At 73.0% G+C, this 23,998-nt stretch carries 25 protein-coding genes; 8 read left to right on the plus strand and 17 right to left on the minus strand.

Annotated features, from left to right (window positions below):
• Both JMJ56_RS07795 and JMJ56_RS07800 read left to right on the plus strand, forming a co-directional pair.
• A complete protein-coding gene (locus JMJ56_RS07795) occupies window positions 1-201 on the plus strand; it encodes a hypothetical protein (protein ID WP_202831061.1) in 201 nt (66 codons plus the stop codon).
• Complete coding sequence (locus JMJ56_RS07800) at window positions 198-1,187, plus strand: alpha/beta fold hydrolase (RefSeq protein WP_202831062.1); 990 nt, start codon at window positions 198-200, stop codon at window positions 1,185-1,187. The genes JMJ56_RS07795 and JMJ56_RS07800 overlap by 4 nt, the downstream gene beginning before the upstream one ends.
• Here JMJ56_RS07800 and JMJ56_RS07805 read toward each other — a convergent pair whose 3' ends face one another.
• From JMJ56_RS07805 to JMJ56_RS07835, 7 genes are all read right to left on the minus strand, one after another.
• Window positions 1,188-2,489: an NAD(P)/FAD-dependent oxidoreductase gene (locus tag JMJ56_RS07805; RefSeq protein ID WP_202831063.1), complete on the minus strand. Its 1,302-nt coding sequence runs from the start codon at window positions 2,487-2,489 to the stop codon at window positions 1,188-1,190. It lies immediately after the preceding gene.
• 48 nt (window positions 2,490-2,537) lie between these two features.
• Window positions 2,538-4,589: a DUF6212 domain-containing protein gene (locus JMJ56_RS07810; RefSeq protein ID WP_202831064.1), complete on the minus strand. Its 2,052-nt coding sequence runs from the start codon at window positions 4,587-4,589 to the stop codon at window positions 2,538-2,540.
• Window positions 4,586-7,198, minus strand: a complete 2,613-nt coding sequence (locus JMJ56_RS07815; protein WP_202831065.1) for a glycosyltransferase — start codon at window positions 7,196-7,198, stop codon at window positions 4,586-4,588. The genes JMJ56_RS07810 and JMJ56_RS07815 overlap by 4 nt, the downstream gene beginning before the upstream one ends.
• A 37-nt stretch (window positions 7,199-7,235) precedes the next feature.
• A complete protein-coding gene (locus JMJ56_RS07820) occupies window positions 7,236-8,399 on the minus strand; it encodes a glycosyltransferase family 4 protein (protein ID WP_202831066.1) in 1,164 nt (387 codons plus the stop codon).
• Window positions 8,396-8,947, minus strand: a complete 552-nt coding sequence (gene rsmD, locus JMJ56_RS07825; protein ID WP_202831067.1) for a 16S rRNA (guanine(966)-N(2))-methyltransferase RsmD — start codon at window positions 8,945-8,947, stop codon at window positions 8,396-8,398. Before rsmD ends, JMJ56_RS07820 begins: the two co-directional genes overlap by 4 nt.
• Window positions 8,948-9,021: 74 nt before the next feature.
• On the minus strand, window positions 9,022-9,825 hold the full coding sequence (locus JMJ56_RS07830; RefSeq protein ID WP_328702306.1) for a pseudouridine synthase: 804 nt from the start codon (window positions 9,823-9,825) through the stop codon (window positions 9,022-9,024).
• On the minus strand, window positions 9,822-10,538 hold the full coding sequence (locus JMJ56_RS07835; RefSeq protein WP_202831068.1) for a gamma-glutamyl-gamma-aminobutyrate hydrolase family protein: 717 nt from the start codon (window positions 10,536-10,538) through the stop codon (window positions 9,822-9,824). Before JMJ56_RS07835 ends, JMJ56_RS07830 begins: the two co-directional genes overlap by 4 nt.
• Before the next feature lie 45 nt (window positions 10,539-10,583).
• Here JMJ56_RS07835 and JMJ56_RS07840 point away from each other — a divergent pair, with 45 nt between their 5' ends.
• Window positions 10,584-11,027 carry a nucleoside deaminase gene (locus JMJ56_RS07840; protein WP_202831069.1) on the plus strand — a complete coding sequence of 148 codons (444 nt, stop codon included), beginning with the start codon at window positions 10,584-10,586 and terminating at the stop codon, window positions 11,025-11,027.
• A 1-nt stretch (window position 11,028) separates the two neighbouring features.
• Here the strand turns inward: JMJ56_RS07840 and JMJ56_RS07845 are convergent, their stop codons facing one another.
• Window positions 11,029-11,208: a hypothetical protein gene (locus JMJ56_RS07845; RefSeq protein WP_043336576.1), complete on the minus strand. Its 180-nt coding sequence runs from the start codon at window positions 11,206-11,208 to the stop codon at window positions 11,029-11,031.
• Window positions 11,209-11,419: 211 nt separating this feature from the next.
• Between JMJ56_RS07845 and JMJ56_RS07850 the strand changes: the two genes are divergently transcribed.
• A complete protein-coding gene (locus tag JMJ56_RS07850; protein ID WP_202831070.1) occupies window positions 11,420-12,388 on the plus strand; it encodes a Bug family tripartite tricarboxylate transporter substrate binding protein in 969 nt (322 codons plus the stop codon).
• Here the strand turns inward: JMJ56_RS07850 and JMJ56_RS07855 are convergent.
• Genes JMJ56_RS07855 through JMJ56_RS07865 form a run of 3 tightly spaced genes read right to left on the minus strand, consistent with a single transcriptional unit; the run spans window position 12,385 to window position 15,756 of the window.
• The gene (locus JMJ56_RS07855; protein ID WP_202831071.1) at window positions 12,385-12,834 is read right to left on the minus strand and encodes a DNA polymerase III subunit chi; all 450 of its coding nucleotides are present in this window, start codon (window positions 12,832-12,834) and stop codon (window positions 12,385-12,387) included. The two genes, JMJ56_RS07850 and JMJ56_RS07855, sit on opposite strands and share 4 nt — an antisense overlap.
• A gap of 2 nt (window positions 12,835-12,836) precedes the next feature.
• Window positions 12,837-14,240, minus strand: coding sequence for a leucyl aminopeptidase family protein (locus JMJ56_RS07860; RefSeq protein ID WP_202831072.1), 1,404 nt, complete (start codon window positions 14,238-14,240; stop codon window positions 12,837-12,839).
• Window positions 14,241-14,250: 10 nt separating this feature from the next.
• Complete coding sequence (locus JMJ56_RS07865) at window positions 14,251-15,756, minus strand: leucyl aminopeptidase (protein ID WP_202831073.1); 1,506 nt, start codon at window positions 15,754-15,756, stop codon at window positions 14,251-14,253.
• A gap of 90 nt (window positions 15,757-15,846) precedes the next feature.
• On the opposite strand from JMJ56_RS07865, the gene cysQ reads away from it, so the two are divergent.
• The gene (cysQ, locus tag JMJ56_RS07870) at window positions 15,847-16,605 is read left to right on the plus strand and encodes a 3'(2'),5'-bisphosphate nucleotidase CysQ (protein WP_202831074.1); all 759 of its coding nucleotides are present in this window, start codon (window positions 15,847-15,849) and stop codon (window positions 16,603-16,605) included.
• The gene (locus JMJ56_RS07875; RefSeq protein ID WP_202831075.1) at window positions 16,602-17,576 is read left to right on the plus strand and encodes an L-threonylcarbamoyladenylate synthase; all 975 of its coding nucleotides are present in this window, start codon (window positions 16,602-16,604) and stop codon (window positions 17,574-17,576) included. Before cysQ ends, JMJ56_RS07875 begins: the two co-directional genes overlap by 4 nt.
• 100 nt (window positions 17,577-17,676) lie before the next feature.
• Here JMJ56_RS07875 and JMJ56_RS07880 read toward each other — a convergent pair whose 3' ends face one another.
• The 3 genes from JMJ56_RS07880 to JMJ56_RS07890 all read right to left on the minus strand — a co-directional run bounded on the left by JMJ56_RS07880 (window position 17,677) and on the right by JMJ56_RS07890 (window position 19,961).
• A complete protein-coding gene (locus JMJ56_RS07880; protein WP_202831076.1) occupies window positions 17,677-18,234 on the minus strand; it encodes a c-type cytochrome in 558 nt (185 codons plus the stop codon).
• Between the two features lie 35 nt (window positions 18,235-18,269).
• On the minus strand, window positions 18,270-19,484 hold the full coding sequence (locus JMJ56_RS07885) for a PQQ-dependent sugar dehydrogenase (RefSeq protein ID WP_202831077.1): 1,215 nt from the start codon (window positions 19,482-19,484) through the stop codon (window positions 18,270-18,272).
• A gap of 93 nt (window positions 19,485-19,577) precedes the next feature.
• Window positions 19,578-19,961: a VOC family protein gene (locus JMJ56_RS07890; RefSeq protein WP_202831078.1), complete on the minus strand. Its 384-nt coding sequence runs from the start codon at window positions 19,959-19,961 to the stop codon at window positions 19,578-19,580.
• A gap of 80 nt (window positions 19,962-20,041) precedes the next feature.
• Here JMJ56_RS07890 and JMJ56_RS07895 point away from each other — a divergent pair, with 80 nt between their 5' ends.
• Together JMJ56_RS07895 and JMJ56_RS07900 are read left to right on the plus strand one after the other, a co-directional pair.
• Complete coding sequence (locus JMJ56_RS07895) at window positions 20,042-20,773, plus strand: DUF7168 domain-containing protein (RefSeq protein ID WP_202831079.1); 732 nt, start codon at window positions 20,042-20,044, stop codon at window positions 20,771-20,773.
• Window positions 20,770-21,210, plus strand: a complete 441-nt coding sequence (locus JMJ56_RS07900) for a hypothetical protein (protein ID WP_202831080.1) — start codon at window positions 20,770-20,772, stop codon at window positions 21,208-21,210. The genes JMJ56_RS07895 and JMJ56_RS07900 overlap by 4 nt, the downstream gene beginning before the upstream one ends.
• A 44-nt stretch (window positions 21,211-21,254) precedes the next feature.
• Here JMJ56_RS07900 and JMJ56_RS07905 read toward each other — a convergent pair whose 3' ends face one another.
• From JMJ56_RS07905 to JMJ56_RS07915, 3 genes are all read right to left on the minus strand, one after another.
• Window positions 21,255-21,416 carry a hypothetical protein gene (locus JMJ56_RS07905; protein WP_202831081.1) on the minus strand — a complete coding sequence of 54 codons (162 nt, stop codon included), beginning with the start codon at window positions 21,414-21,416 and terminating at the stop codon, window positions 21,255-21,257.
• 653 nt (window positions 21,417-22,069) lie between these two features.
• Window positions 22,070-22,963, minus strand: coding sequence for an NAD(P)-dependent oxidoreductase (locus JMJ56_RS07910; protein WP_202831082.1), 894 nt, complete (start codon window positions 22,961-22,963; stop codon window positions 22,070-22,072).
• 18 nt (window positions 22,964-22,981) lie between these two features.
• The gene (locus JMJ56_RS07915) at window positions 22,982-23,998 is read right to left on the minus strand and encodes a LacI family DNA-binding transcriptional regulator (protein ID WP_202831083.1); all 1,017 of its coding nucleotides are present in this window, start codon (window positions 23,996-23,998) and stop codon (window positions 22,982-22,984) included.

Below are 23,998 nucleotides of genomic sequence, written 5' to 3' on the forward strand. Positions count from 1 at the left end.
ATGTCCGCCCCTCTCCGCACGCTGCTCGCGCTCTGCCTGATCGGCATGGCCGCCTGCCAGAGCCGCCAGCCGGCGACGCGGGCCGGCGAGGCGATCGACCGTGCTGGCAGCCAGACCGGCCAGGCCCTCGGCCGCGCCGCGAATTCCACCGGCAATGCACTGGGGCGGGCCGGCAACTGGATGCAGCGGCGCACGGAGTGAGCCTCTCCCGCCGGCTCTGCCTGCTTGGGCTGCTCGGGGCCGCAGGCTGCACGCCGGTCGTCATGCCGGCCGGCCTTGCCGAGCGCAACCCCGCCATGGCCGACAAGGCCTTCGTCACCGCCGATGGCGCGCGGCTGCCTTATGTCTCCTGGCTGCCGGAAGGCCGGCCGCGGGCGATCCTCCTCGCCCTGCACGGCTTCGGCGACTACTCCTTCAACTTCTTCGAGATCCCGGCACCGCTCTTCACCGGGCTCGGCATCGGCGTCTTTGCCTACGACCAGCGCGGCTTCGGCGCCGGGCCGCATCGCGGCTACTGGCCGGGGACGACGACGCTGACGGCCGATGCCGCCGCCGTGGCCCGGCTGCTGGCGGCGCGCTATCCCGGCGTGCCGGTCTTCCTCGCCGGCGAGAGCATGGGCGCGGCCGTCGCGCTGGTGACGATGGCCGCCGCCGATCCGCCCCCGGTCGCCGGGCTGGTCCTGCTGGCGCCCGGCGTGCGCGGCCGGGCCTCCATGGGCGAGTTCGCGCGGAGGACGCTCGAGATCGCGGCGCATGCCATCCCCGCCGTCGGCTTCAGCGGCTCCGCCCCCGGTTTCTCGCCCACCAACAACGAGGAGGCCATGCGCCGCTGGGGGCGCGACCCGCTGACGCTCCGCACCTTCCGGGTCGATCTCGTCTATGGGCTCGTCGATCTGATGGACCGCGCGCTGGAGGCGGCGCCGCGCCTCCGCACGCCGGCGCTGCTGCTCTATGGCGGCGAGGACCGCATCGTGTCCGAAAGCCCGGTGCGGCGGCTGCTTGCTGCCTTTGGTCAGGAGGCGCCGGTCCGCCTCGGCTTCTATCCGAAGGGGCATCACCTGCTGCTGCGCGACAATGATCGCGCCGTGGTCGCCCACGACATCGCCGCCTGGATGGAGGCGCCGGCCGAGCCCCTGCCTTCCGGCGCAGAGGCCGCGGGCCGCGCCTGGCTGGCGAAGGCTGGCTGACTACTCCGCCGGGGCGAGGGCGGGCGGCGGGCCTTCCTCCGCCATCTTCGGCCCGAGCCCCACGCGGTGCAGGGCCGAGAGGGTATGGTAGACCGCCTTGAAGCTCAGGATCGGCACCGCCGCGCGCCAGGAGCCGCGCAGGTTGCCGGCCAGCATGTTGATGATGCCGTCGCGCATCCAGAGCGTGTTCTTCGGCGCCATGAAGAGCGAGCGCATCACCGGGTCGTTCACCCGGTAGATCAGCCAGGAGATGCGGTCCATCGCCCGCGCCAGCTCGCGGTTGGTGCGATCCGCCAGGCGCTGGCCACGCACCGGGTCGTCAAGCCAGCAATGCGCCGCCTTCGCGCCGAGCTCGCCGGCGGTCATCGCCATCAGCACGCCGGTCGAGAACATCGGGTCGACGAAGCCATAGGCGTCGCCGACCATCAGGTAGCCCTGGCCGTTCCCCTGCCGTGCCCGGTAGCTGTAGTTCGCGGTGGCGTAGATCTCGGAGGCGATCTCGGCATTGCGCATCCGTGCCGCGACCGTCGGGCTGGAGGCGATGCGTTGCAGGAAGAGGTCCTGCGCGCTGCCCTTACGCCCCTTCCAGGCCGCCTGGTTGCCGACGAAGCCGACGCTCATGACGTCGCCCGGCAGCGGGATCAGCCAGAACCAGCCATCCTCGGCGAGGTGGATGCTGATATAGCCGTCCAGCTCGCCGTCGCGCCGCTCCACGTTGCGGAAATGCGCGTAGCTGGCGGCGGTGTTGTTGTACTTGTTGCTGGTCTTCACCTTCAGCCGGCCGGCGAGGAAGGTGTCGCGGCCCGAGGCGTCCAGCAGGTAGCGCGGGCGGAAGGTGAGCGTCTCGCCCTCCGGCCCCTCGGCCGTCACCGTCGCCCGCTCGCCAGGGGCGGCGAATTGAATGTCGGTGACGCGCGTCCGCTCCATCGTGGTGGCGCCAAGCCGGCCGGCATTGGCGAAGAGCAGCCGGTCGAATTCGGAGCGCCGCACCTGCCAGGCATGGGTCCGCTCACGGTCGAGCGCCAGGGCGAAGGGGAAGGCGCAGCTCCGCCCCGTGCGGTCGGAGACGAATTCAGCGCCAGGCTTGTGCACGCCGATTCCGCGCACCGCCTCCAGCACGCCGAGGCGCTCGAGGATGTCGAGATTCCGCGGCAGCAGGCTCTCGCCGATATGGAAGCGGGGGTGGCTCTCCTTCTCGACCAGCGTCACCTGCCGGCCTTGCCGGGCGAGAAGCGCGGCGGCGGTGGAGCCGGCGGGGCCGCCGCCGATCACGAGGACATCGGGCTCGAGAGTGTTCTGCATGCGGCGAGATTTCCAAAACCGGATGGCCAGCGTCAAGCCGCCCGGCGATCATGCCGTCTCGGCCGGCACCTTCAGCGCCTCGGCCAGCCGATGGGCGAGGCCGAGCCACATCGCCTCCTGGGCCGCCGCCTCTGGCGATTCCCGCACCGCCCGGGCCACAGCCTCGGGCAGCAGCCGCACCAGCGCGGCCAACATGTGGCGGTCGCGCTGGTGCGGCAGGCGGTCGAGCAGGTCACCGGCGAGGTCCGCCTCCCGCACCAGCAGGTAGGGCCCCCAGCCATCCCCCTCCGTCCCCGGCCAAATGGAAAAGAGGTTCGGCCAGCCCTCGCGCCTGCGGAATTCCAGCACCGGCCCTCCGCCCCGCTGTGCCAGCTTGAAGCGCAGCAGCGGCCAGGCCCAAGGGCCGTCGCCCACCTCCTCCAGCCAGATGTCGAGGTGGCGGTAGCCGCCATCCGGTGTGACGAAATACTCCTGCAGCCGGACGAGCGCGGCATGCGGCCCGGCCATCGTCATCATAGGGCTGGCCGGGACGGCGATGGCGGGAGGGCTGGCCGGGACGGGCGCGGCCCGCACCGGCTCCGCCGGCGGTGGGGCCGGAAGGGGGTTCACCGGCTCCGGCCGCGCCGTGGCGCCAAGACCGCGGAGGCCGACCAGCTCGGACCACTCCACCCGCAGCGGCGCCGCCGGCGGCTTGCCGGCATGGCGCAGCACCAGCACCACCGCCACATTGCGCGGCCCCTCGGGCGGCAGGGCGAGGGGCAGCAGCAGCGGCCCACCCTCCGGCGGCGGTCGGCGCCAGCCGCTCCAGCGCGCCTCCGGCGCATCCAGCACCAGATCGGATTCGAGCGCCAGCGGCACTCCCTCGGGCTGGAGCCAGAGGGCGGCCTCCAGCTGCCCGGCATCGCCGCGGGCGACCGCGACCTCCGCCTGCAGCAGGTCGAGCCCGTTCACCGGCACCAGCGGCAGGGTGATGGCCAGCCGCCGGCCTGCCCCGAAGCTCGCCAGCAGCCGCGGCGCCTCGCTGCCGAGCGCCACCCACTCCACCTGTCCGGCCGGGAAGCGTGCCGCCTCCCAGATCTGGGCCGGCAGCCGCATCGGCACGCCGGGCCAGCCGAGTTCGAGGCCGATCGCCTCGGCGTCCCAGTGCGGCGGCACGGTGAAGCGCCGGCCGAAGGGCGCGGTCCAGAGCCGCAGCGCAAGGCTGCGCTCCGGCACCCGCCCGCCCCGCACTGCCAGCGCCCGCTCCGGCGCCGTCACCCCGGCCCCGAGGGAGAGGGCGAAGCCGTCGCCCGCCTCGAGCTCCACCGCGATGTCGAGGCCGGCCGTCTCCCGCACCGGGCCGAGCGGGCTCGGCAGGTCGAGCACCAGCCAGCCCGGTTGCAGCGCCTCGCCCGGAACCAGCCAGGCGCCATGTACCCGCCCGCTCTCCGCCCCGTAGAGCCGCAGTCGAAGCAGCGCGGCCGGGCCGACATGCGCCTCCTGCACATGCAGCGCGAGGCTCGCCACGCCCTCCAGGTTCAAGCCGAGCACCTGCGCGGCCGCGAGCCGGCCTTCCGCGGCCGGCACCGCTTCGCCGGCCGGCGCGGGTTCCAGCGCCAGCACCTGACTGAGCGCCGCCGGCGGGCTCTGGCGGCTGCCATGCCGGATCAGCGAGACGATGGCCTCGCGGCTCTCCTCCGCCTCCTGCCGCGCGGCGGCGAGGGCGCGGTGCAGCACGGCGGTTGCCGCGGCCTGGCGGGCCAGGGAGGCGAGGGCGAGGCGGGTCAGTTCCGGCAGCGCCGCCGCGGGTTCCGCCGCCTCGATCACCGGCGGCAGCTCCGGCGCGGCGGCGGACCACCAGGCAAGCAGCGGCGCGGCCGCCCCGGCCTTGGGCGCCAGCACGGCGAGCACCTGCGTCGGCGGCACCGGGACCGGCCGCGTCGCCGCCTCCGCCGCCGCGCCGGGGCGATGCAGGCGAAGGCTGCCGCCATGCATCGTCACCTGCCAGGCGGAAAGGCCGGGCTGGGCGAGGAGGGCGAGCGCCACCCCGTCCAGCGCCAGCAGCGTCGGGCTGCCGTCATAGAGTTCGGCGAGATCGGCCGGCGCAATCAGCACGGTCATCCTGGCTGCCCTTGCACCGGCACCAGCCGGTCCAGATGGTCGAGGAAATCCTGCATCCGCACCGGCCAGTCGGCCTTGGCCAGCCGCGCCGCAGCCGCGGTGGCGACGCCGGCCAGCAGCGCCCGGTCGGCCGAAAGCCGTGCCAGCGTCTCGAGAAAGCCGTCGATGACCGCCTCCTCCGCCTGGCGGTGCGGGACGAGGAAGCCGTCCTCCCCGTGCCGGATCGCCTCCGCCACGGCACCGACATCGGTGGCGATGACGACGCAGCCCATGCGCTGCGCCTCCAGCACCACCAACGGCACGCCCTCGAAGCGCGAGGGCAGGACGAGCACATCCGCCCAGGCATAGAGCGCATCCAGCGCCGCCGGCTCGATGGCGGGCGGCTCGATCGGCACGCCGAGCTCGGGCACCGCGGCATCGGCCAGCACGGCCCGCCCCACCACGCGCCAGCGCAGGCCGAGCGGCGCGCTGTGGCCGATGATGGCAGCCAGACGGTCGAGCCCCTTCTGCCAGTCCATCCGGCCGAGGAAGAGCACCTGGAGCAGCCGCCGCTGCCGCTGCCGGGCGGCGAGGGCCGCGGCGATGCGCGAGGGCCGCGTCGCATAGCCCGGTGCGTTCTCCACGAGGTGGATCTTCCGCGCCGGAATGCCGGCGCCGATGCACCAGTCGCGCAGCTGACGGGAGATCACAAGGATGCCGTCATAGGCATGTTCGTAGGCGGCCTGGACATGCGGCGTGCCGCGCGGCTCGCCATGCGGCCCATGCTCGATCAGGTGCAGCCCGCCGAAGACGCGGACGCCGAGCCGGCGCAGCGGCGCCATCAGCGCCTGCCCCGCCAGCGAATGGACATTGATCAGCACGTCGAGCCCGGCCAGTACGCCAAGCACGTCCCGCGCCGCCTGAGAGCCGCCGAAATGCGAGACGCCGGCGCCGAAATAGCCGCCCTCCCAGGAGACTGCCGTCTCGCCCAGCCCGTCGAGCAGCATCACTGTATCGAAGGCCCCGGCGAATTCGGCGCCGCGGTCGATCCGCCCCTGGCCGAGCACGATCAGATGCGTCCGCCAGCCCCGCCGCCGCAACACGGCGGCCTGGTTGAGGATGACCTTCTCCAGCCCGGCGAAGGCAAAGAGCGGCAGCAGGAAGCCGATGTCGCGCAGCCCTGGCCGCGGCAGGCGTGGCAGCAGCCGGCCGATGCCGATGGCGGCCTCGGCATCCGCGGCGATCCGGCCGCGCGGCGGGCGGTATTCCCGCTTCCAGCCCGCGGGCAAGGGGCTCCACCGGCGGCGCAGGCGGGCCAGCGCCGCCACCTCCAGCAGCAGCAGCCGCAGCGGCAGGGGGCTGGCGAGCGAACCCGGTGCCGGCAGCCGCAGCCGCAGCAGGGCGGTGATGGGCTGCGGCTTCGGCCCCTGCAGGCTCTCGATCCAGGCCGGGGAGGGATCGCCGGCGGCCGCCCACAGCACTTGGCTGCGGGCGAAGACCAGCGGGGCCGACGCCACCTGCCCCTCGGCCGGGCCGGGACGCTCCAGGGCCAGCATCGGCTGGTCGGTCGGGACGATCTCGAGGGCTGCGACATGCGCGTCGCGCAGCAGCCGCTCGGCCCACCAGAAGACCATGTGCAGCACGCCGGACCTCGCCAGCAGGTCGAGCACCGACGTCTCGGTGAAGCAGAGGATCTCCGGGTACTGGCAGACGCTCGGCTGCTCCATCGCCGCGAGCATCGCCTCGCGGGCCTGGCTGGGCGGAAGGCCGGTGCCCTCGCCCGCCGGATCGACCACGAGGCGGACCTGGCCCTCATCCGGCATGTGCAGGGCGAAGCGGGGTACTTCCGCCGCTTCCGCCGCCAGCAGCCGCCGCGGCGCGAAGAGCCGCGCATGCTTGCGGTGCAGCTGGCCGAGCAGCAACGGCCGCAGCCGCTCGGAGGAGGAGAGCATGCTTTCCGGCCGGCGGCGGTAGCGGAACCCCGCATGGGGCAGGTGCTGGCCGCGCCAGCCGCGGGCGGCGGCGGAGAGCCAGAAATCCCAGTCCTCGAATCCGTCCCGCATCGCCTCGTCGAAGCGGAGGCCGCCCTCGACCATCTCCCGCCGGACGACGCTGCCGGCCTCGCAGTAGTTGCAGGTCAGCAGCTGCATCAGCGAGAAGGCGCCGCCGGTGGTCCAGTGGTCGTGCCCGCCGAATTCGTCGATGTCCGGATAGACCCAGCCGATCTCCGCCGGCGCCGCGGCCAGCGCCGTCAGGGCCCGGGCCAGGTAATGCGGGTGCAGCCGGTTGTCGGCGTCGAGGAAATGCAGGGCGCGGCAGCCGTGCAGGGCGCCGAGGACGAAATCGATGCCGGTGTTGCGGGCGGCGGACAGCCCGCCATTCGGCCTGCGGAGCAAGAAGACTCGGCCGGGGTGCAGGCTGGCGAAGGCGAGGGCCGTCTCGGCCGTTTCCGGGTAGGGGCAGCCGTCATCGACGACGACCACGGCGGACAGCGGCCCGCCCTGCTGGTCGAGGACGGAAAGGATCGCCTCCGGTAGCAGGCCCGGCTGGCGATAGGCCGGGATGACGACCGCGACCTCGACGCCAGCGGCCCAGTTGCTGTCTGCAGGTCTTTGGACGGTCCGCATCATCTGCATCGGTCTGCGTCCGTTCCAGCACATGCCGCAGCTATCCGTATCGTCCGCACCCCGCGACGAGGCCGCGCAGGAGCACGGAATACCGGCTGAGCATCTCCAGCATGCCGTGACGCAGGGCATGCGCCTCGGCCGCGTCGATCCGGCCTATTGAATTCGGCGCTTTCCTTAATATCACAGAGACGTGACCCGTCAAGCTGAGTATAGATTGCGTTTCGGAGACGAAAGCTAAAGAATCGGCCATTCCGCCCCAGCATTCGAGGGCCGCGGCCGTCGCCACCACCGGGCAGCGCCGCGCCGCCGCCTCGAGCGCGATCAGCGGGCAGCCTTCGAGCCGCGAGGGCAGGACCAGCGCATCCGCCGCCAGCAGCCAGTCGCCCACGTCATCGGCCGGACCCCGCAGGCGCAGCGGGCCACCCGGCCGCGCCGCCGGATGCGCGGCGAGCGAGGGCGCCAGCGGCCCCTCGCCCAGCGCACCCAGCGTGGCGCCCGACACTTCCTCCAGCCGCTCCGCCAGGGCCGGCAGCAGGTCGGCGCCCTTCTTCTCCTCCAGCCGTCCGGCGAAGAGCACCAGCGGCGCCGCCGGGCCGAGGCCGAGCGCCGCTCGCCGGGCCCGGCGCTGCGCCGCCCGCCGGGCCGGATCCTCCACCGGCGGCGCGACGCCGTTCGGCACCACAGCCACCTGCCCGGCGGCGAGTCCGAACAGCGCCTCCACCCGCCCGGCGACCGGAGCCGAGACGGCTGCCCAGGCCAGCGGCGCAGCAAGGACAGGACGCAGCAGCGCCGCCGGCACCGGCACCGGCTCGCGCGGAGCGAGATGGGCGATGGCTAGGCCCGGCAGGCGCGCCTCGGCCAGGGCGCGTTGCAGGCCGAGGCCGTGGCTCGGCCAGGGCAGCGGCAGCAGCGCCGCCTCCGGCGCATGGCGGGCGATCAGCGCCGCGGCGGTCCTGGCCTGGCGGGCGGCATTGGCTTCCGGTTCCTCCGCCTCGCGCCAGCCGATGGGCGCGGCCACTGGAGCGAGCGGGTGGAACAGCGGGGCGAGGCCGGGCAGCAGCTCCGGCTCGGCCGCGGCGATGACCTCGACCCCCGCTTCGGCCAGTGCCAGCGCCAGGGTCGCCGTATGGCGCTCCGCCCCGCCGATCGCAGCGGAGGGCAGCAGCACCAGCAGGCGCCGTAGGCGGCGGACCCGCGCTGTCATGCCGGGCGCAGCACCAGCAGCTGCGCGGCGCCATGCGCCCTCTCGGCGAGCAGGGCGAAGCCCGGCGGCGGCACGGCATTGCCCGTGGCATACTCGGCACAGATGATCGCATCAGGCGCGATCCAGCCGGCGGCGAGCGCGGCGAGGGCCCGCTCCATCACCCCCTCGGCATAGGGCGGGTCGAGGAAGAGCAGGCCACAGGGCGAGGCTGCGCGCGGCGGCCTGGTCGCATCGGCGGCGAGGACGGTGCAGCGCGCCTCCTCGCGGCAGGCGGCGATGTTGGCCCGCAGCGCGGCCAACGCCGCCCGGTCGGTCTCGAGGAAGCTGGCCCGTGCCGCGCCGCGCGACAGCGCCTCCAGCCCCAGCGCCCCGGTGCCGGCGAAGGCGTCGAGCACCGTGGCGCCTTCCACCCGCTCCCGCCCGCCCCAAGGGGCGTGCCAGAGCATGTCGAACAGCGCCTGGCGCACGCGGTCGGCGGTCGGGCGGGTCGCCATGCCGGCCGGCGCGGCAAGGCGCCGCCCGCGATGCCGGCCGGCTATAATTCTCACGCGCGGTTCCGCCTGATATTTTTCACGCGCGGTTCCGCACGATGATTTTCACGCGCGATTCCACACGATGATCCTCACCCCTCGTCTGGCCTCGGAGAGGCCCGCCGGCGCGGCGGCGCCTCCTCCTTCACGCCAAGCTGCTCGCGCATCACCTTGGCATTCACCTCCTCCACCGCCCCGGCCGGCAGGGCACCGAGCTGGAAGGGGCCGTAGGAGACGCGGATCAGCCGGTTCACGGTGAGGCCGAGATATTCCATCACCCGCCGGATCTCGCGGTTGCGCCCCTCCTGCAAGGCGACGGTCAGCCAGGCATTGGCGCCCTTGCGGCTATCGAGCCCGGCCTCGATCGGCGCATAGCGCACCCCGTCGACGATGATGCCGCTGCCGAGCGAGGCCAGCACCCCTTCGTCTACATCGCCGTTCACCCGCACGCGGTAGCGGCGGATCCAGCCATTGGAGGGCAGCTCCAGCCGCCGGGCCAGCGCGCCGTCATTGGTCAGCAGCAGCAGCCCTTCGGAGGTGAGGTCGAGCCGCCCCACCGAGATCAGCCGCGGCAGGCCGGGCGGCAGCGCGTCGAAGACCGTCTTGCGGCCCTTCTCGTCGCGATGCGTCGTCACCAGCCCGTCGGGCTTGTGGTAGCGGAAGAGTCGGGTGCGCTGGGCATTGGCCACGGGGCGGTTGTCGACCAGCACAGCCTGACCGGGCTGGACGAAGGTCGCTGGTTTGCCGACCACCTTGCCGTCCAGCTTCACCCGTCCTTCGGCGATCATCCGCTCCGCGTCGCGGCGGCTGGCCACACCTGCGCGGGCAAGCCACTTGGCGATGCGCTCGCCGCGCTCGCCATCCTCCTCCGCAGCGGCGTCCTCGGCCTCGTTCACTTGCGGCAAGCCTCGACGAAGGCGGCGAAGATCAGCGGGTCGGCCGGATCGACGGCATATTCGGGATGCCACTGCACGCCGAGGGCGAAGCGGTGGCCGGGATGCTCCAACCCCTCCACCACGCCGTCCGGCGCCACGGCGTTCACCCGCGCGCCAAGGCCCGGCGTGGCAACGGCCTGGTGGTGGGCGCTGTTCACCGCCATGCGCGGCTTGCCGATGATGCGGGCGAGCAGCGTGTCCTCGGCAATGGCGACCTCATGCCCCGGCTCATTGCGCGGGTTGGGCTGCTCGTGCTCGATCTCGGTGCGGATGCTGTCCGGGATGTGCTGGATCAGCGTGCCGCCGAGGGCGACCGCCAGCAGCTGCTCGCCGCCGCAGATGCCGAGCACCGGCATGTCGCGGGCGAGTGCCCCGCGCGTGACGGCCAGCTCGAAATCGGTCCGCCCCGCCTTCAGCGTGACGGTCGGGTGGGTGCTGCCCTCGCCGTAGAGCGAGGGGTCCACGTCGAAGGCGCCGCCGGTGATGAGCAGCCCGTCGATGCGGTCGAGATAGGCCTCGGCCAGCTCCGCATGGTGCGGCAGGGCGATTGGCAGGGCGCCGGCTTCGGCCAAGGCGGCGAAGTAGTTCTTGCGGAGCGCATACCAAGGCAGCTTGGAGTAGCCGCCGGGCTCCTCCGCATCCAGGGTGACGCCGATGATGGGACGGGTGGGCATAGCGCTCTGCTAGACCTCCTGCATGGGGCGGGGCAAGCTCGCGCCATGCCTGCCCCGATCGAAATCGCCCTCGACGAGGCCCGCGCCGCCGCCGCGCGGGGCGAGGTGCCGGTCGGTGCGGTGGTGACGGATGCCGCAGGCCGCGTATTGGCCCAAGCGGGGAATGAGGTGGAGGCGCGGCACGACCCCTCGGCTCATGCCGAAATGCTGGCGCTGCGCGCGGCCGCCGCGGCGCGGGGGGACAAGTTCCTCGCCGATTGCACGCTGACGGTGACGCTGGAGCCCTGCCCGATGTGCGCCCAGGCGATCGGGTTCTTCCGCATCCGGCGCCTGGTGTTCGGCGCCTATGACCCGAAGGGCGGCGGCGTCGAGCATGGCGCGCGGATCTATGCCGCCCCGTCCTGCCATCATGCGCCTGAGGTGGTGGGCGGCCTGCGCGAGGTGGAATGCGGCGTCGTACTGCGCGAATTCTTCGCGGCGCGGCGGTAGATCAGGCCTTGGCGGTGGGGACCGGGGCTTCCGGCTGCGGCTGCGCCTCGGCTTCCGACACTTCGGCCTGCGGGGTGTCGTTGCCCGTCGCGGTGGAGGAAACCGCCGCGGCGCTGGCAAGCCCCGCCGAGAGAAGGATGCGCCGCAGGAAGTCCCCCCAGGGATCGGTGCGCCGTTCCATGCGCCTCATCCTCCCGCCGGGCCGGTGCAGCGCGCAGCATGTCTGCGTGGCATCTCTGGTCTCCTGCATCCGGGGGGAGGATGCCGTATGGTTGTGTCATGATAACGGCAAAGTAGAAACCAAGTGTATCCCGAAGCTTGACCACACCGGTTAATAGCGTCACGAAGCGGTGAAATTACGTTACCGGATATTTCCGAAGAGAGGACAAAGGATGATCCGTCGCCGCGCGCTGCTTGCCGCGCCCCTGCTGGCGCCCGGCGCCGTCCCTGCGCAGGAGGCGCCCTGGCCGGTGAAGCCCGTCCGCATCCTGCTCGCCTACCCGCCCGGCGGCAGCACGGATGTGCTGGCCCGCGCGCTGGCCGAGGCGTTGGCCGCCGCCATCCCAGGGAGCAGCGTCATCGTCGAGAACCGGCCGGGCGGCGCCGCCGTGGTCGGTACCCAGGCGGCCGCCGTCGCGGCGCCGGACGGCTATACGTTGAGCCTCGGCAACAACCAGACCCATGCCGCCAACGCGGCCATGGTGCGCGACCTGCCCTATCGCCCGGTCGAGGACTTCGCCCCGATCGGCCGGCTGGCCGAGGTGCATCACGCCCTCGTCGTCCCCGCCACCTCGCCGGCCCGCACGCTCGCCGAGCTTGCAGCGCGCGGCAAGGCGGGGCGACTCACCTATGCCTCCTCCGGCGTCGGCTCCGCCAGCCATGTGATCGCCGAGAGCTTCGTCCGGCGTGCCGGGCTGGAGGCGACGCATGTGCCCTATCGGGGCGGCGCCCAGGCGACCACGGACACCATCGCCGGCGTCGTCGACTTCTTCGTCTCCACCTGGCCGCAAGTAATGGCCCTGGTGAAGGAGGGGCGGCTGCGGGCCTTAGGCATCGGCGCCCCGGCTCGGCTGCCCGACGTCCCGGATGTGCCAAGCTTCGCCGAAGCCGGCGCGCCCTATATGGCCGTCGATGCCTGGTTCGGCCTCTGGGCTCCGGCGCGGACACCGGCGCCGGTCATCGACCGGCTCTCGGAGGCACTGCCGAAGATCCTCGCCGAACCGGCCATGGCGGCGCGGCTGGCCAGCCTCGGCTTCACCCCGGCGCCGCTGCGGGCAGCGGAGTTCGCGGCCTTCCAGCGGGCTGAGGTGGAGCGCTGGCAGGGGCTGGTGGAGTTGACGGGGATTCGCCTCGACGGCTAGGCCTTCTTCTCCCAGCCCCGCGCGCCCTGCTGCCAGTAGGAGAGCGCATGCCCCGCCGCCTTGGCCGCGCTCCAGCGGCGGCGGGCGGCGGCGACCGCTTCCTCGTCGGCGCCGTCGAAAAGGTCGAGCACGCGGTCATACTCGCTGAACCGCGCGCTCTCCGCCCCATCCACCAGCACGAGGAAGCGCGCCCCGTTCGGCGCCGGCGCATCCTCCGCCGTCAGCCAGATCGGCTGCATGGCGGCATGGCCGCTCCTGGCCGTGCCATGCGGCAGCCAGTCCGGGTCGGCCGATTTCCAGAGCGCATCGTCGAGCGCCGCCACCCGCTCCTCGCTGCCGCAGAGCACCACCGCCCGCCCGCCGGTGCCGAGCACCCGGCCGAGCAGCTTCGGCAATGCCAGTTCCAGCGGCAATCGGGTGAGATGATAGAAGGCGACCTCGGCCATGCTCAGTGCTCGAAATACATGGCGACCAGGGTATCGAGCAGCCTCGCGCCGAAGCCGCTCGGACCGCGCGGGCCGAGCGCCGTTACCTCCGCCCGGTCATCGACGCCGGCGATGTCGAGGTGGGCCCATGGCGCCGGCCCCGCGAATTCGCGGAGGAAGGCCGCCGCATGGCAGGCATCCGGCTGCCGCGTCCCGCTCGCGCATTGCTTCAGGTCGGCGATGGCGCTGGCCAGATCCTCGCGGTGCCGCGTCCCGATCGGCATGGGCCAGAGCATCTCGCCCACCGCCTCCCCCGCGGCCTGAGCCTGGGCCAGCAGCCCGGCATCGGTACCGAAGAGCCCGGCCCGATGCGTCCCGAGCGCGGTGACGATGGCGCCCGTCAGCGTCGCCAGGTCGAGCACCGCCTGTGGCTTGAAGCGCTGCGCGTAGTGCAGCGCATCGGCCAGCACCAGGCGCCCCTCGGCATCGGTGTCGATGACCTCGACGGTGCGGCCTGAGCCCATGCGCAGCACGTCGCCCGGCCGGTAGGATTCCGCCCCGACCGCATTCTCGGCCAGTGCCAGCACGGCGATGGCGGGCGCCGGGGAGCGGCGGAGCGCGAGGGCCAGCATCGCCCCGGCGCAGGCCGCGGCGCCGGCCATGTCGGCCTTCATCGCCTCCATGCCCGCCGCGCCCTTGATGCTGATGCCGCCCGTGTCAAAGCAGATGCCCTTGCCGACGAAGACGACGGGCGCCGCCGCCACGCTGCCGCGCCAGCGCAGCACGGCGAGGCGCGGCGGGTTCTCGCTGCCCCCGCCGACGGCGAGCAGCCCGCTCAGCCCCTCCCGCGCCAGCCGTTTGCGGCCGAGCACGTCGACGGCGATGCCATGCTCCGCCAGCGCCTCCAGCCGCGCGGCGAAGGCGCGGGTGGTGAGCGCATTGCCCGGCTCCATGGCGAGGTCGCGCGCCAGCAGGCAGCCCCGCACCCCGGCCGCCGCCCGGTCCCAGAGCGGGGCCACCGCTTCCGGGTCGTCGACCAGCAGATCGAGCCGCCGCGGCCCCGGCGAGGGCTCGGCCCGGTAGCGGGTGAAGCGCCAGGCGCGCAGGCAGGCCCCGGCGGCGAGCGCGGCGGCATCGGCCGGCGCCAGCCCACGGGCATCGATGGCGAAGCGCCGTGCCTCGCCCGCCGCGGCGGCGGCCGTGCCGCCTGCCTCCTCCCAGTCGAGTGTCCGGCGCGTGGCGCCGATGCCGATCAGCATCACCCCCCGCTCCGGAAGCATCACCGCCTGGCGTGGGGCGCCGGTGAAGCCAGACGCCTCCGCCGCCGCCCGCAGCGCGGCCGGCACCGCGGCGGCATCCGGCAGCGGCAGGGCGAGCGGCGCCCGCGCATCCTCGCGCGGCGCCCGCCGCAGCTTCACCGTCAGCATGGAAGGCGGCTCAGCCTTCGTAATGCTCGGCCACCAGCCGGTCGAGCAGGCGGAGGCCGAAGGCCGTCGCCCCCTTCGGCGAGGTCGCCAGGTCCTTGCCGCTCCAGGCGGTGCCGGCGATGTCGAGATGCGCCCAGGGCATCGGCCCTGCCTTGGTGTCGACGAAGCGTTGGATGAACTGCGCCGCGCTGATCGAGCCGCCCGGCCGCCCGCCAACATTCTTCATGTCGGCGATCTCGGACTTGATCTGCTTGTCATAGGCCTCGCCGAGCGGCATCCGCCAGCAGGCTTCGCCCACCGCCTTGCCCGCCGCCATGATCCGTCCGGCCAGCTCGTCGTCATTGCTGAACAGGCCGGCATGCTCATGGCCGAGGGCGATGATGATCGCGCCCGTCAGCGTGGCGAGGTCCACCATGAATCGCGGGGCGAAGCGGGTCTGGCAGTAGTGCAGCACATCGGCCAGCACCAGCCGCCCCTCGGCATCGGTGTTGATGACCTCGACGGTCTGCCCGCTCGCCGTAGTCACCACGTCGCCCGGGCGCTGGGCATTGCCGCCCGGCATGTTCTCGACGAGGCCGACGAGGCCGACCGCATCCACCTTCGCCTTGCGGCCGGCGAGCGCCGCCATCAGCCCGATGACGGCGCCGGCGCCGGCCATGTCCCACTTCATGTCCTCCATCCCGGCGGCGGGCTTGATGGAGATGCCGCCGGTGTCGAAGGTCACGCCCTTGCCGATGAAGGCGACCGGGCGCTGCGCCGTGCCCTTCTTCCCCTTGGACGCGCCGTTCCACTGCATCACCACCATGCGCGGCTCCTGGGCGCTGCCCTGCGCCACGCCGAGGATCGCGCCCATGCCGAGCTTCTTCAGCTCCTTCGGCCCCATGATCTCGACGGTGAGGCCGAGGCTCTCCAGCGCGCGGCAGCGCTCCGCCATCTCCAGCGGGTTGAGGATGTTCGGCGGCTCGGTCACCAGGTCCCGCGCGAGGAAGACGCCGTCGGCGACGGCGCGCAGCGGCGCCCAGGCGGCCTTGGCCGCGCTCGCCGCATCGGTGGCGATGGAGAGGCGCTCAAGCTTCGGCTTGTCCTCCTCCTTCTCCGTGGTGCGGTAGCGGTCGAAGCGGTAGCTGCGCAGCAGCAGCCCCATGCCGAGCGCCGCGGCCACGGGCGGCGGCAGCGCCTCGGCGGCCACCACCGCCTCGCGCTCCGCCTGGATGAGGCCATAGAGCGCGCCGCCGGCCGCCTCGGCCGCCTCCGCCGTCACCTCCTTGCCCAGGCCTATGGAGACGATGCGGGCCGGCCCCGCGGCGCCATCGGCCAGGGCCGGGGCCCAGATGGTGCAGCTCTGCCCCTTGCGCCCCTTGAAGCCGGCCGCCGTCAGCGCGCGCTGCACCGCCCCGCCGGTCGCTGCGTCGATCGCCTGCGCGAGCCCGGTGAAGGCCTCTGCCCCTTCGCCGATGGGCAGCACCAGCGCGCCATGGCGGGGCAGGGCGGGCTTCACGAAAGCGATGTCGATCATGCGGCTGGGGTTCCGGGACAAGGGTGAGCCGCCGAGGATAGCACCCTCCGCCGCTGGCGGGAGGCGGGGCGGGCGGGTAAAGCTGGGTCCATGGATGATGTACTGCTGCTGGACCTCGCCGCCAGCCTCGCCCGCCGCGCCGCGGCCGCGATCGAGGCGGTGCGCCGCGCCGGCTTCGTGGTGGACCGCAAATCCGACGAAAGTCCCGTCACCGAGGCCGACCACGTGGCCGAGGCGCTGATCGTCGAGGGACTGCGCGCCGCGACCCCCGGCATCCCCGTGGTGGCGGAGGAGGAGGTCGCCGGCGGCCTCGTCACCGCGGCCTGCCCGGCCTTCTGGCTGGTCGACCCGCTCGACGGCACCCGGGACTTCGCCAAGGGCCGCAGCGAATACGCCGTCTGCATCGGCCTGGTGCGGGAGGGCCGGGCGGTGCTCGGGGCGCTTGCCCTGCCCGCGACGGGGGAGATCTTCGGCGGCCTGCTCGGCGCCGGCGCCTGGAAGGAGGATGCGGCGTCGCGCCGCCCCATCCAGGCCCGCCGCCCGCCGCCCGAGGGGCTGACGGTGCTGGCCAGCCGCCATTATGCCGATGACCCGCGCATGGGTCCCTTCCTCGCCGGACGGCCGGTGGCGGAGCGCCGCAGCGCCTCCTCCGCCCTGAAATTCTGCCGGGTGGCGGAAGGCGTGGCCGATCTCTACCCCCGCTTCGGCCCGACCATGGAATGGGATTCGGCAGCCGGACAGGCGCTGGTGGAGGCCGCCGGCGGGGCGGTGACGCTGTTGGACGGCGCCCCGCTCCGCTACGGCAAGCCGGGCTGGCGCAATCCCGACTTCATCTGCCGCGGCGCATGACCGAGCGCCTGACCCCTGCCGAGCTGGATCGTGCCGCCACCCTGCTGCGCGAGGGCGCGCTGGTCGCCTTCCCGACCGAGACGGTCTACGGCCTTGGCGCCGACGCACGGAATGCCCGGGCCGTCGCCGGCATCTTCGAGGCCAAGGGGCGGCCGCATTTCAACCCGCTGATCTGCCACTACCCGGAGGCCGAGGCCGCTTTCGCCGAGGTCCGCGCCGATGACCGGGCGCGGCGGCTGGCCGCCCGCTTCTGGCCCGGGCCGCTGACGCTGGTGCTGCCACGCCGGCCGGAATGCCGGGTCGACCTGCTGGCCGGTGCCGGGCTGGATACGCTGGCGGTGCGGGTGCCGGCGCATCCCACGGCGCTGGCCCTGCTGCGTGCGGCCGGCGTGCCGGTCGCGGCCCCCTCGGCCAATCGCTCCGGCCAGGTGAGCCCCACCACGGCGAGGCATGTGCTGGACGGCCTCGGCGGGCGGATCGCCGCGGTGCTGGATGACGGGCCCTGCGCGGTCGGCGTCGAGTCCACCGTGCTGGACCTGACGGGCGCCGGCCCTGTACTGCTCCGGCCCGGCGGTGTGCCGGTCGAGGCGATCGAGGCTGAGCTCGGCCCCGTCGGCCGCACCCTGCCCCTCTCGGCCGCGGCGGCGACGGCCTCGCTGCGCTCGCCGGGGATGCTGCTCTCGCACTACGCCCCCGGCCTGCCGGTGCGCCTCTCCGCAACCGAGGTCGCACCGGATGAGGCGCTGCTCGCCTTCGGCCCGCCGCTGCCCGGCGCCGCCGTGGCCTGGAACCTCTCCGAGGCAGGCGACCTGCGCGAGGCCGCCACCCGCCTCTTTGCCGGGCTGCGCTGGCTGGACGAGGCGGGCAGCGCACGCGGCTGCCGGGGCATCGCCGCCATGCCGGTGCCGGAGGCGGGGCTCGGCGCCGCCATCAACGACCGGCTGGCGCGCGCCGCGGCGCCACGCGGCTGAAGCAAACTCCGATCAGGTGAAGTCACCTGATCGGAGTAATTTGCTCGTTCAAACAACAGGCTAGAGCGGGATCCGTGAGCCAGTGCGAACGGAAGCCGCTCTAGCGCTGCGCCACGTAGTGGGCGATCTGCGCGATCTGCGCGTCGCTCAGCCCCTGGACCACGCCGTTCATCTGCGTGTCCGACCCATGCCGCTTGCTGTCGCGGTAGGCTATCAGCGTCTCCGCCAGGTAGTCCTCGCGTTGCCCGGCGATATGCGGCACCTGGTTCTGCCCGGTGAGGGCCGGGAGGTGGCACACCCCGCAGCGCAACTGGCCTGCCAGCGCCGCCCCGGCCTCGAGGGCGCTGGCATCCCGCGGCGCCCGGTCCGGCGGCGGCGCATGGGGAAGGGTGGCGACATAGGCGCCAAGGTCCTCCACCTGCTGATCGGTCAACCCGTCGGCGGGCGCCTGCATCGCCGGCACGTCGCGTAGTCCCTCGCGGAACAGCACGAGCTGCAGGGCGATGAACTCCGCCTGCTGCCCGGCCAGCGATGGAATCCCCGGCATGGCGGAGATACCCCGCTCGCCATGGCAGGCGCCGCAATTGCGCTCCGCCGCCAGCGCCGCGCCGCGTGCCGCCGCATCGCCCTGCGCGGCAGCGGGAAGGGCCGGCGCCATCAGCGCCAGCCCCAACAGTACAACCCGCAAGCCCATCACCGCCCGTAGGTGATGCGGTAGATCGCGCCGTTCTGCTCGTCGGAGACCAGCAGCGCCCCGTCCGGCATCACCAGCACATCGGTCGGCCGTCCCTTGAAGCTGTTCTCGGCGGTGTCGAGCAGGCCGCTCAGGAAGGGCTCCACCCGCCCCTGCGTGCCGTCCTCGTTCAGCGTGACCGCCACCACGTCGAAGCCGCTCTTGGCATCGCGGTTCCAGGAGCCGTGCCGCGCGACGAAGGCCCGCCCGCGATAGGCCTCGGGGAACATCGTGCCGGTGTAGAAGCGCATGCCGAGCGGCGCCGTATGCGGCCCGAGCATCGCCACGGGCGCCGGGAACTCGGAGCATTGCCGCCCGGTATGCCCAGGGTCCTGCCAGGCATTGCCGGAGCAATAGGGGAAGCCGTGATGCTCGCCCGGGCGCGACAGCCGATGCAGCGTGTCCTCGGGCAGCTCATTCCCGGCCCAGTCGCGGGCATTGTTGCTGGCGTAGAGCACATTGGTCCCCGGCCGCCAGTCGAAGCCGACCGAGTTGCGGATGCCGTGCCCCATCACCTCGCGCCCCGACCCGTCGGGGTTGTAGCGGACGATCAGCGCATGCCGGTTCTCGTCGAAGGTGCAGACGTTACAGGGCACGCCGATATTCATGTAGAGCTTGCCGTCCGGCCCGAAGGCGGCGAATTTCCAGCCGTGATGGCCTTCGGTAGGCAGGGCGAAGGCCTGGGTCAGCTCCACCGGCTCGGCACTCGGGTTCTGCGCGATGTTGTCGAAGCGCAGCACCCGGTTGACGGCGATGACGTAGAGCGCGCCGTCCCGCACCGCCACGCCGTTCGGGTTGTCCAGCCGCTGCGCCAGGATGCGCGTGCTGCGCGCGCTGCCCTCGTCCTTCACGGCATAGACGCGCCCGATGGTGCGGGTGCCGACATAGACGGTGCCATCCTCGCCACGCGCCATCATGCGCGCGCCCGGCATGCCGGAGGCCCAGAGCTCCGCCCTGAAACCTTCCGGCAGCCGGATGGAGTCCAGCGGGATGCGGTCCGCCGGGGTTGCCGTCAGGCGCGGGGCATGGGGCGCCAGCGAGCTGGTCGCCTGCTCGGCGGGGCGCCCCTGGGCCCAGGCGGGCGGGGCTGCGGCCTGCTGAGCGAGGGCCGCACTTCCGAGCGACAGGGACAGGGCACCGGCCAGCGCCATACGCCATGCGGAATGGGACGTCATCAATTCCTCCAGAACGGCGCCTAGCTGCGCCATTCGCCTGGAAGCTAGTTCATGTCGTCCCGGCAAGACAATGCCGCGGCATCGTCCCGGCGGTCAGGCCGGCGTCCGCTCCAACAGCTCGATCGAGATGTTCTCCGGCCCGCGTATGAAGCAGATGCGGATGCCGGGCCGCGGCGAGGTCGGCTCCATGGAGAACTGCACGCCCTTCGCCTTCAGCCCCGCCACCGCCGCGTCTAGCCCCTCCACGCTCAGGCCGAAATGGTCGATACCCTGATAGGGCGCGGAAGGCGGCGCGGCCGCGGCGGCATCGGCCTGGATGATGAAGACATCCTGCCCCCCGACCTTCATGTCGATGCGCGGCTTGCCCTGCTGCAGGCTGCGGATGATCTCGGCGCCCAGCATCTCCTCGAACCAAGCGGCGGTCGCCTCCGGGTCGGGGCTGCGGAGATGCACATGGTCGAAGCGGTAGCGGGGCATCGGATCCTCCCTCGGGCCGCGAGCCTAGCCCTTTCGCGCAAGGCTTGACCACCGCCGGGGCGCCGCCTCATCTGCCCGGGATGGACCAGCAGAGCGAACTCGCCAAGGTGAAGGCCCGCATCCGCGCCCTCGCCGCCAAGACCGTCGAGCGCGGCTGCTCCGAGGCGGAAGCCATGGCCGCCGCCGCCAAGGTGGGTGAGCTGCTCGAGGTCTATGGCCTCTCCATGGGCGAGGTGGAGCTGCGCGAGGAGGCCTGCGTGCAGGCGCGCCTCACCGTCCAGGGGCCCGGCCGCGTCGCGCTGCGCTGGCTCTTCCCGTCCGTGCTGCGGCTCTGCGAATGCCGCGGCTGGACCGATGGACGCGAGGATTTCGTCCTCTACGGCCTCGAGCCCGACGTGCAGATGGCGGATTACCTGCTCCGCGTCATCGAGAGCGCGCTGGCCTTCGAGGAGGCGCGCTACCGCCGCAGCCCGGCCTATCTAGACAACCCGTTGCCCGGGCAGGCCATCCTTCGGAGCTTCCGCTACGGCTTCGCCGACCGGGTGGCGAAGCGCCTCGACGCCATGGCGGATGAGCGCCACGCCGCCGCCGAGGCACGGCAGGCCGCGACCTCGACCGGCACCGCCCTCGTCCTGGCGAAGGAGCGCAAGGTGGAGGAAGGCTTCCGTGGCCTCGGCATCCGGCTCCGCAGCGTCACCAGCACGGCGACGGTGCGCGACCGCGGCGCCTGGGGCCACGGCGCGGACGCCGGCGGCCGGGTCGGGCTGAATCGCCCGGTCGGCGCCGATCCGCACGCCCGCCGCCTGCGATGAGCCGTGACGACGCGGCGGCCCGCCGCCTCTACGCCTGGGAGGACCGGGTGGTGGCACCGCGCGACGCCTCCGTCGTCCCCTTCGCGCAGCTGCAGGCGCTGGTCGACCATGTCTGGTCCGCCGAGGGGCTGCGCTTCCCGCCCCGGGTGCGGCCCCTAACTCGCCAGGCCCGCCGCACCGTCGCCCGCGCCACTCGCCTCGCCATCGAGGCACCGCCGGAGCTGCCGAGCTGGGTGCTGTTGCACGAGCTGGCCCATGCGATGACCAGCACGGCGGAAGGCGAGAGCGCCGGCCATGGCCCGGCCTTCGTCGGCCTCTACCTGCACCTGCTGGTCCACCATGCCCGGATGCCGGAGGCGGAGCTGGCGGCCTCGCTCCAGGCCGCGGGGATCGCCTTCGACCTCGCGGCGCGGCCCGTCTTCCTCGGTGCGGAATAGGGCATCACCGACCTGGCGGCCCCTGGCATGTCGAGAGCGCGCGGCTATGGCGCCGGAGGGAAGCGGACCGCCGCCAGCAGCCCTGCCGGCTCGAAGCGCAACGCCACCGCACTACCCAGGCCGAGGTCGTGGGCAAGCGCCCGCTCCAGCAGCCGCGTACCGAAGCCGCGCCGCTCCGGCGGCTGCACCACCGGCGGGCCATCCATCTCGCTCCAATGCAGGGCGACCGCTCCGTCCGGGCCTGCCTCGCACCGGATATGCACGCGGCCGGCGTGGAGAGCGCGCCATACTTGGTGGCGTTCGTCGCCAACTCATGGAAGGCCAGCACCAGCGCCTGAGCGGGCGACACCGCCGCCTCACGGGCGCCCGCCTCGATCTAGAGCTGAAGCGCCTGGCCACTCTTGAGCCATGGCGCAAACGCGGCGCGCAGCGTCGTCTCGATCCCGGCTGGCTCCCAGGCGTGCCGTCCCGGCGGAAGAACAGATCCTCATGCGTCGGCAGCGTCCTTCCGATGGCGAAGACCCCGCCCAGCGCGCACTCCGCCATCGGAAAGGGCCACCCATCGGGGTGATAGTGGTGCACCGCATCGTGCAGCACCTGCCCGACCAGCTCCTCCCGCGGTCAACCGAACATGTGCTCCGCGGCGGGGTTCATGAAGGTGACGCGCCCCTCGACGTCCGCCCGAGCGGCACGGAGCAATGCCTCAAGGCACGCCGGAGCGCGACCGGGCATTCCGGCTCGGGGCCGGTAGAGGCACAGGCCGCTGGGCGAAATGGCATGCCGAAACCCTGTTGCTGTCGCGGCATGTAAACGACGTCATGCACCGCCGCGGCCAGAGGGCGGCGTGGCAGGCCTGCCGTCATCCGCCTATCGTGACCCCGGCCCAGTCCTCGACGACCCGGGCGATGTGGGTGAAGTCGCTCTCGGGCCCGAAGGTCGCGCTGGTCACGGCCAGCATCTGCCGCACCGCGCTGCCCACCACCATCGGCACGCCCATCGCCTCCGCCTCGTCGAGGCAGAGCCGGACATCCTTGTGCGACAGGCCGGTGGTGAAGCCGAAATCGAAGGTCCGGGGGATGACGGCGCGGGGGAATTTGTCCTGGGTTGCGCTGTTGCGGCCGCTGCTGGCGTTAATCACCTCGCATATCAGCGCCGGGTCCAGTCCCGCCTTCACACCCATCGCAATGGCCTCCGAGGAGACGGCGAGCGCCGCGGCGGCGAGCAGGTTGTTGCAGAGCTTCAGCACCTGCGCCTGGCCCGGCCCCTCGCCGCAGAAGAAGGGTTTGCCCATGACCTGCAGCATCGGCTCCAGCGCCGCATACTCCGCGCGCGGGCCGGAGACCATGATGGCGAGCCGGCCATTCGCCGCCCCCGTGATGCCGCCGCTCACTGGACAGTCGAAGGTGGTGCGGCCCGCCTCGGCGAAGCCGGCCGCCACCTCGCCGGCCACGCGCGGGCCGGTGGTGGAGAGGTCGACGAAGCAGCGCGCGCGTTGGCCCTGCAGCACGCCATCCGGCCCGAGCGCCACGGCGCGCACCACGCCGGGCGAGGGCAGGCTGGCGAAGACCAGGTCCGCCCGGTCCGCCACCTCGCGCGCATGGGCGGCACGGACGGCGCCCAGTGCGACGGCAGCATCGAGCGCCGTCGCCACGGGGTCGTAGGCTACCACGGGGTAGCCCGCCGCCAGCAGCCGTGCCGCCATTCGGCTGCCCATCTGCCCAAGGCCGATGAAGCCGATCACCTGATCCGTCATGTCACGTACTCGCCCCTGTCACGTACTACCGCGGTGGATGATTTCGAAGCGCAGGTCCACGGTCAGCGGACCGGCGGCGCGGCCCTCGATGCGGTCGAGCAGGACCTCGGCGCTGCGGCGGCCGATCTCGTGGCGCGGCAGGCGCAGCGTGGTCACCGGCGGCACGAGGTGGCCGAGCAGGTCGATATTGTCGAAGGCGGCGATGGCGACGCGCCCCGGCACCGGCCAGCCGCGCCGCGTGCATTCCAGCGCCGCGCCGATCGCCAGCACGTCGCCCGCGAAGAAGATGGCATCCGGGTCGCCGCCGGCCGCCAGCAGCCGGTCCAGCGCCTCGACGCCGGCGGCGAGGCCCGGCGGCACCTCCAGCACCAGGCGCGGGTCGAAGGGCAGGCCGGCCTCCTCCAGCGCGGCGGCATAGCCGCGGCGGCGGTCCCGGCTGCGCCCATTGGCCGCGAGCGGCAGGGTGACGAAGCCGATGCGGCGATAGCGGAGGCGCAGCAGGTGCCGCGTCATCGCCATGGCGGCATCGTGGTTGGAGTAGCTGACCACCATGTCCAGCGGCTGGCGGGTGAGGGTGCCGTTCTCGACCACGGGGATGCCGGCGCGGCGGATCATCGCCACCGCCTCCGGCGTATGCGTCGTGTCGTGCAGGATCAGGCCGGCGACGCGCTGGCCGAGGAAGGCGCGGATCGCCGCCTCCTCCGCCTCCGCCCCATAGCCGGAGGAGGCGATCATCAGCTCGTGCCCATGCCGCCGCAGCACGTCCGAGATGCCCTGGATGGTGCTGGCGAAGAGCGAGTTGTCGATGCTCGGCACGACCAGACCGATGACGTTGGAGCGCGAGGAGGACAGGCTGCCAGCCAGCCGGTTCGGCACGTAGCCCACCTCCCGCACCGCCTGCTCCACCCGCGCCCGCACCTCGGGCGAGACGCGCTCCGGGTGCTTCAGCGCGCGGGAGACGGTCATGGTCGAGACCTCGGCGACGCGCGCCACGTCCCGCATCCGCACCGCTGCGCCGGGGGGATCGCCGTCCAT

Origin of the sequence: Belnapia arida (genome assembly GCF_016773205.1) — a bacterium.
In the GTDB taxonomy this organism is placed as follows: domain Bacteria; phylum Pseudomonadota; class Alphaproteobacteria; order Acetobacterales; family Acetobacteraceae; genus Belnapia; species Belnapia arida.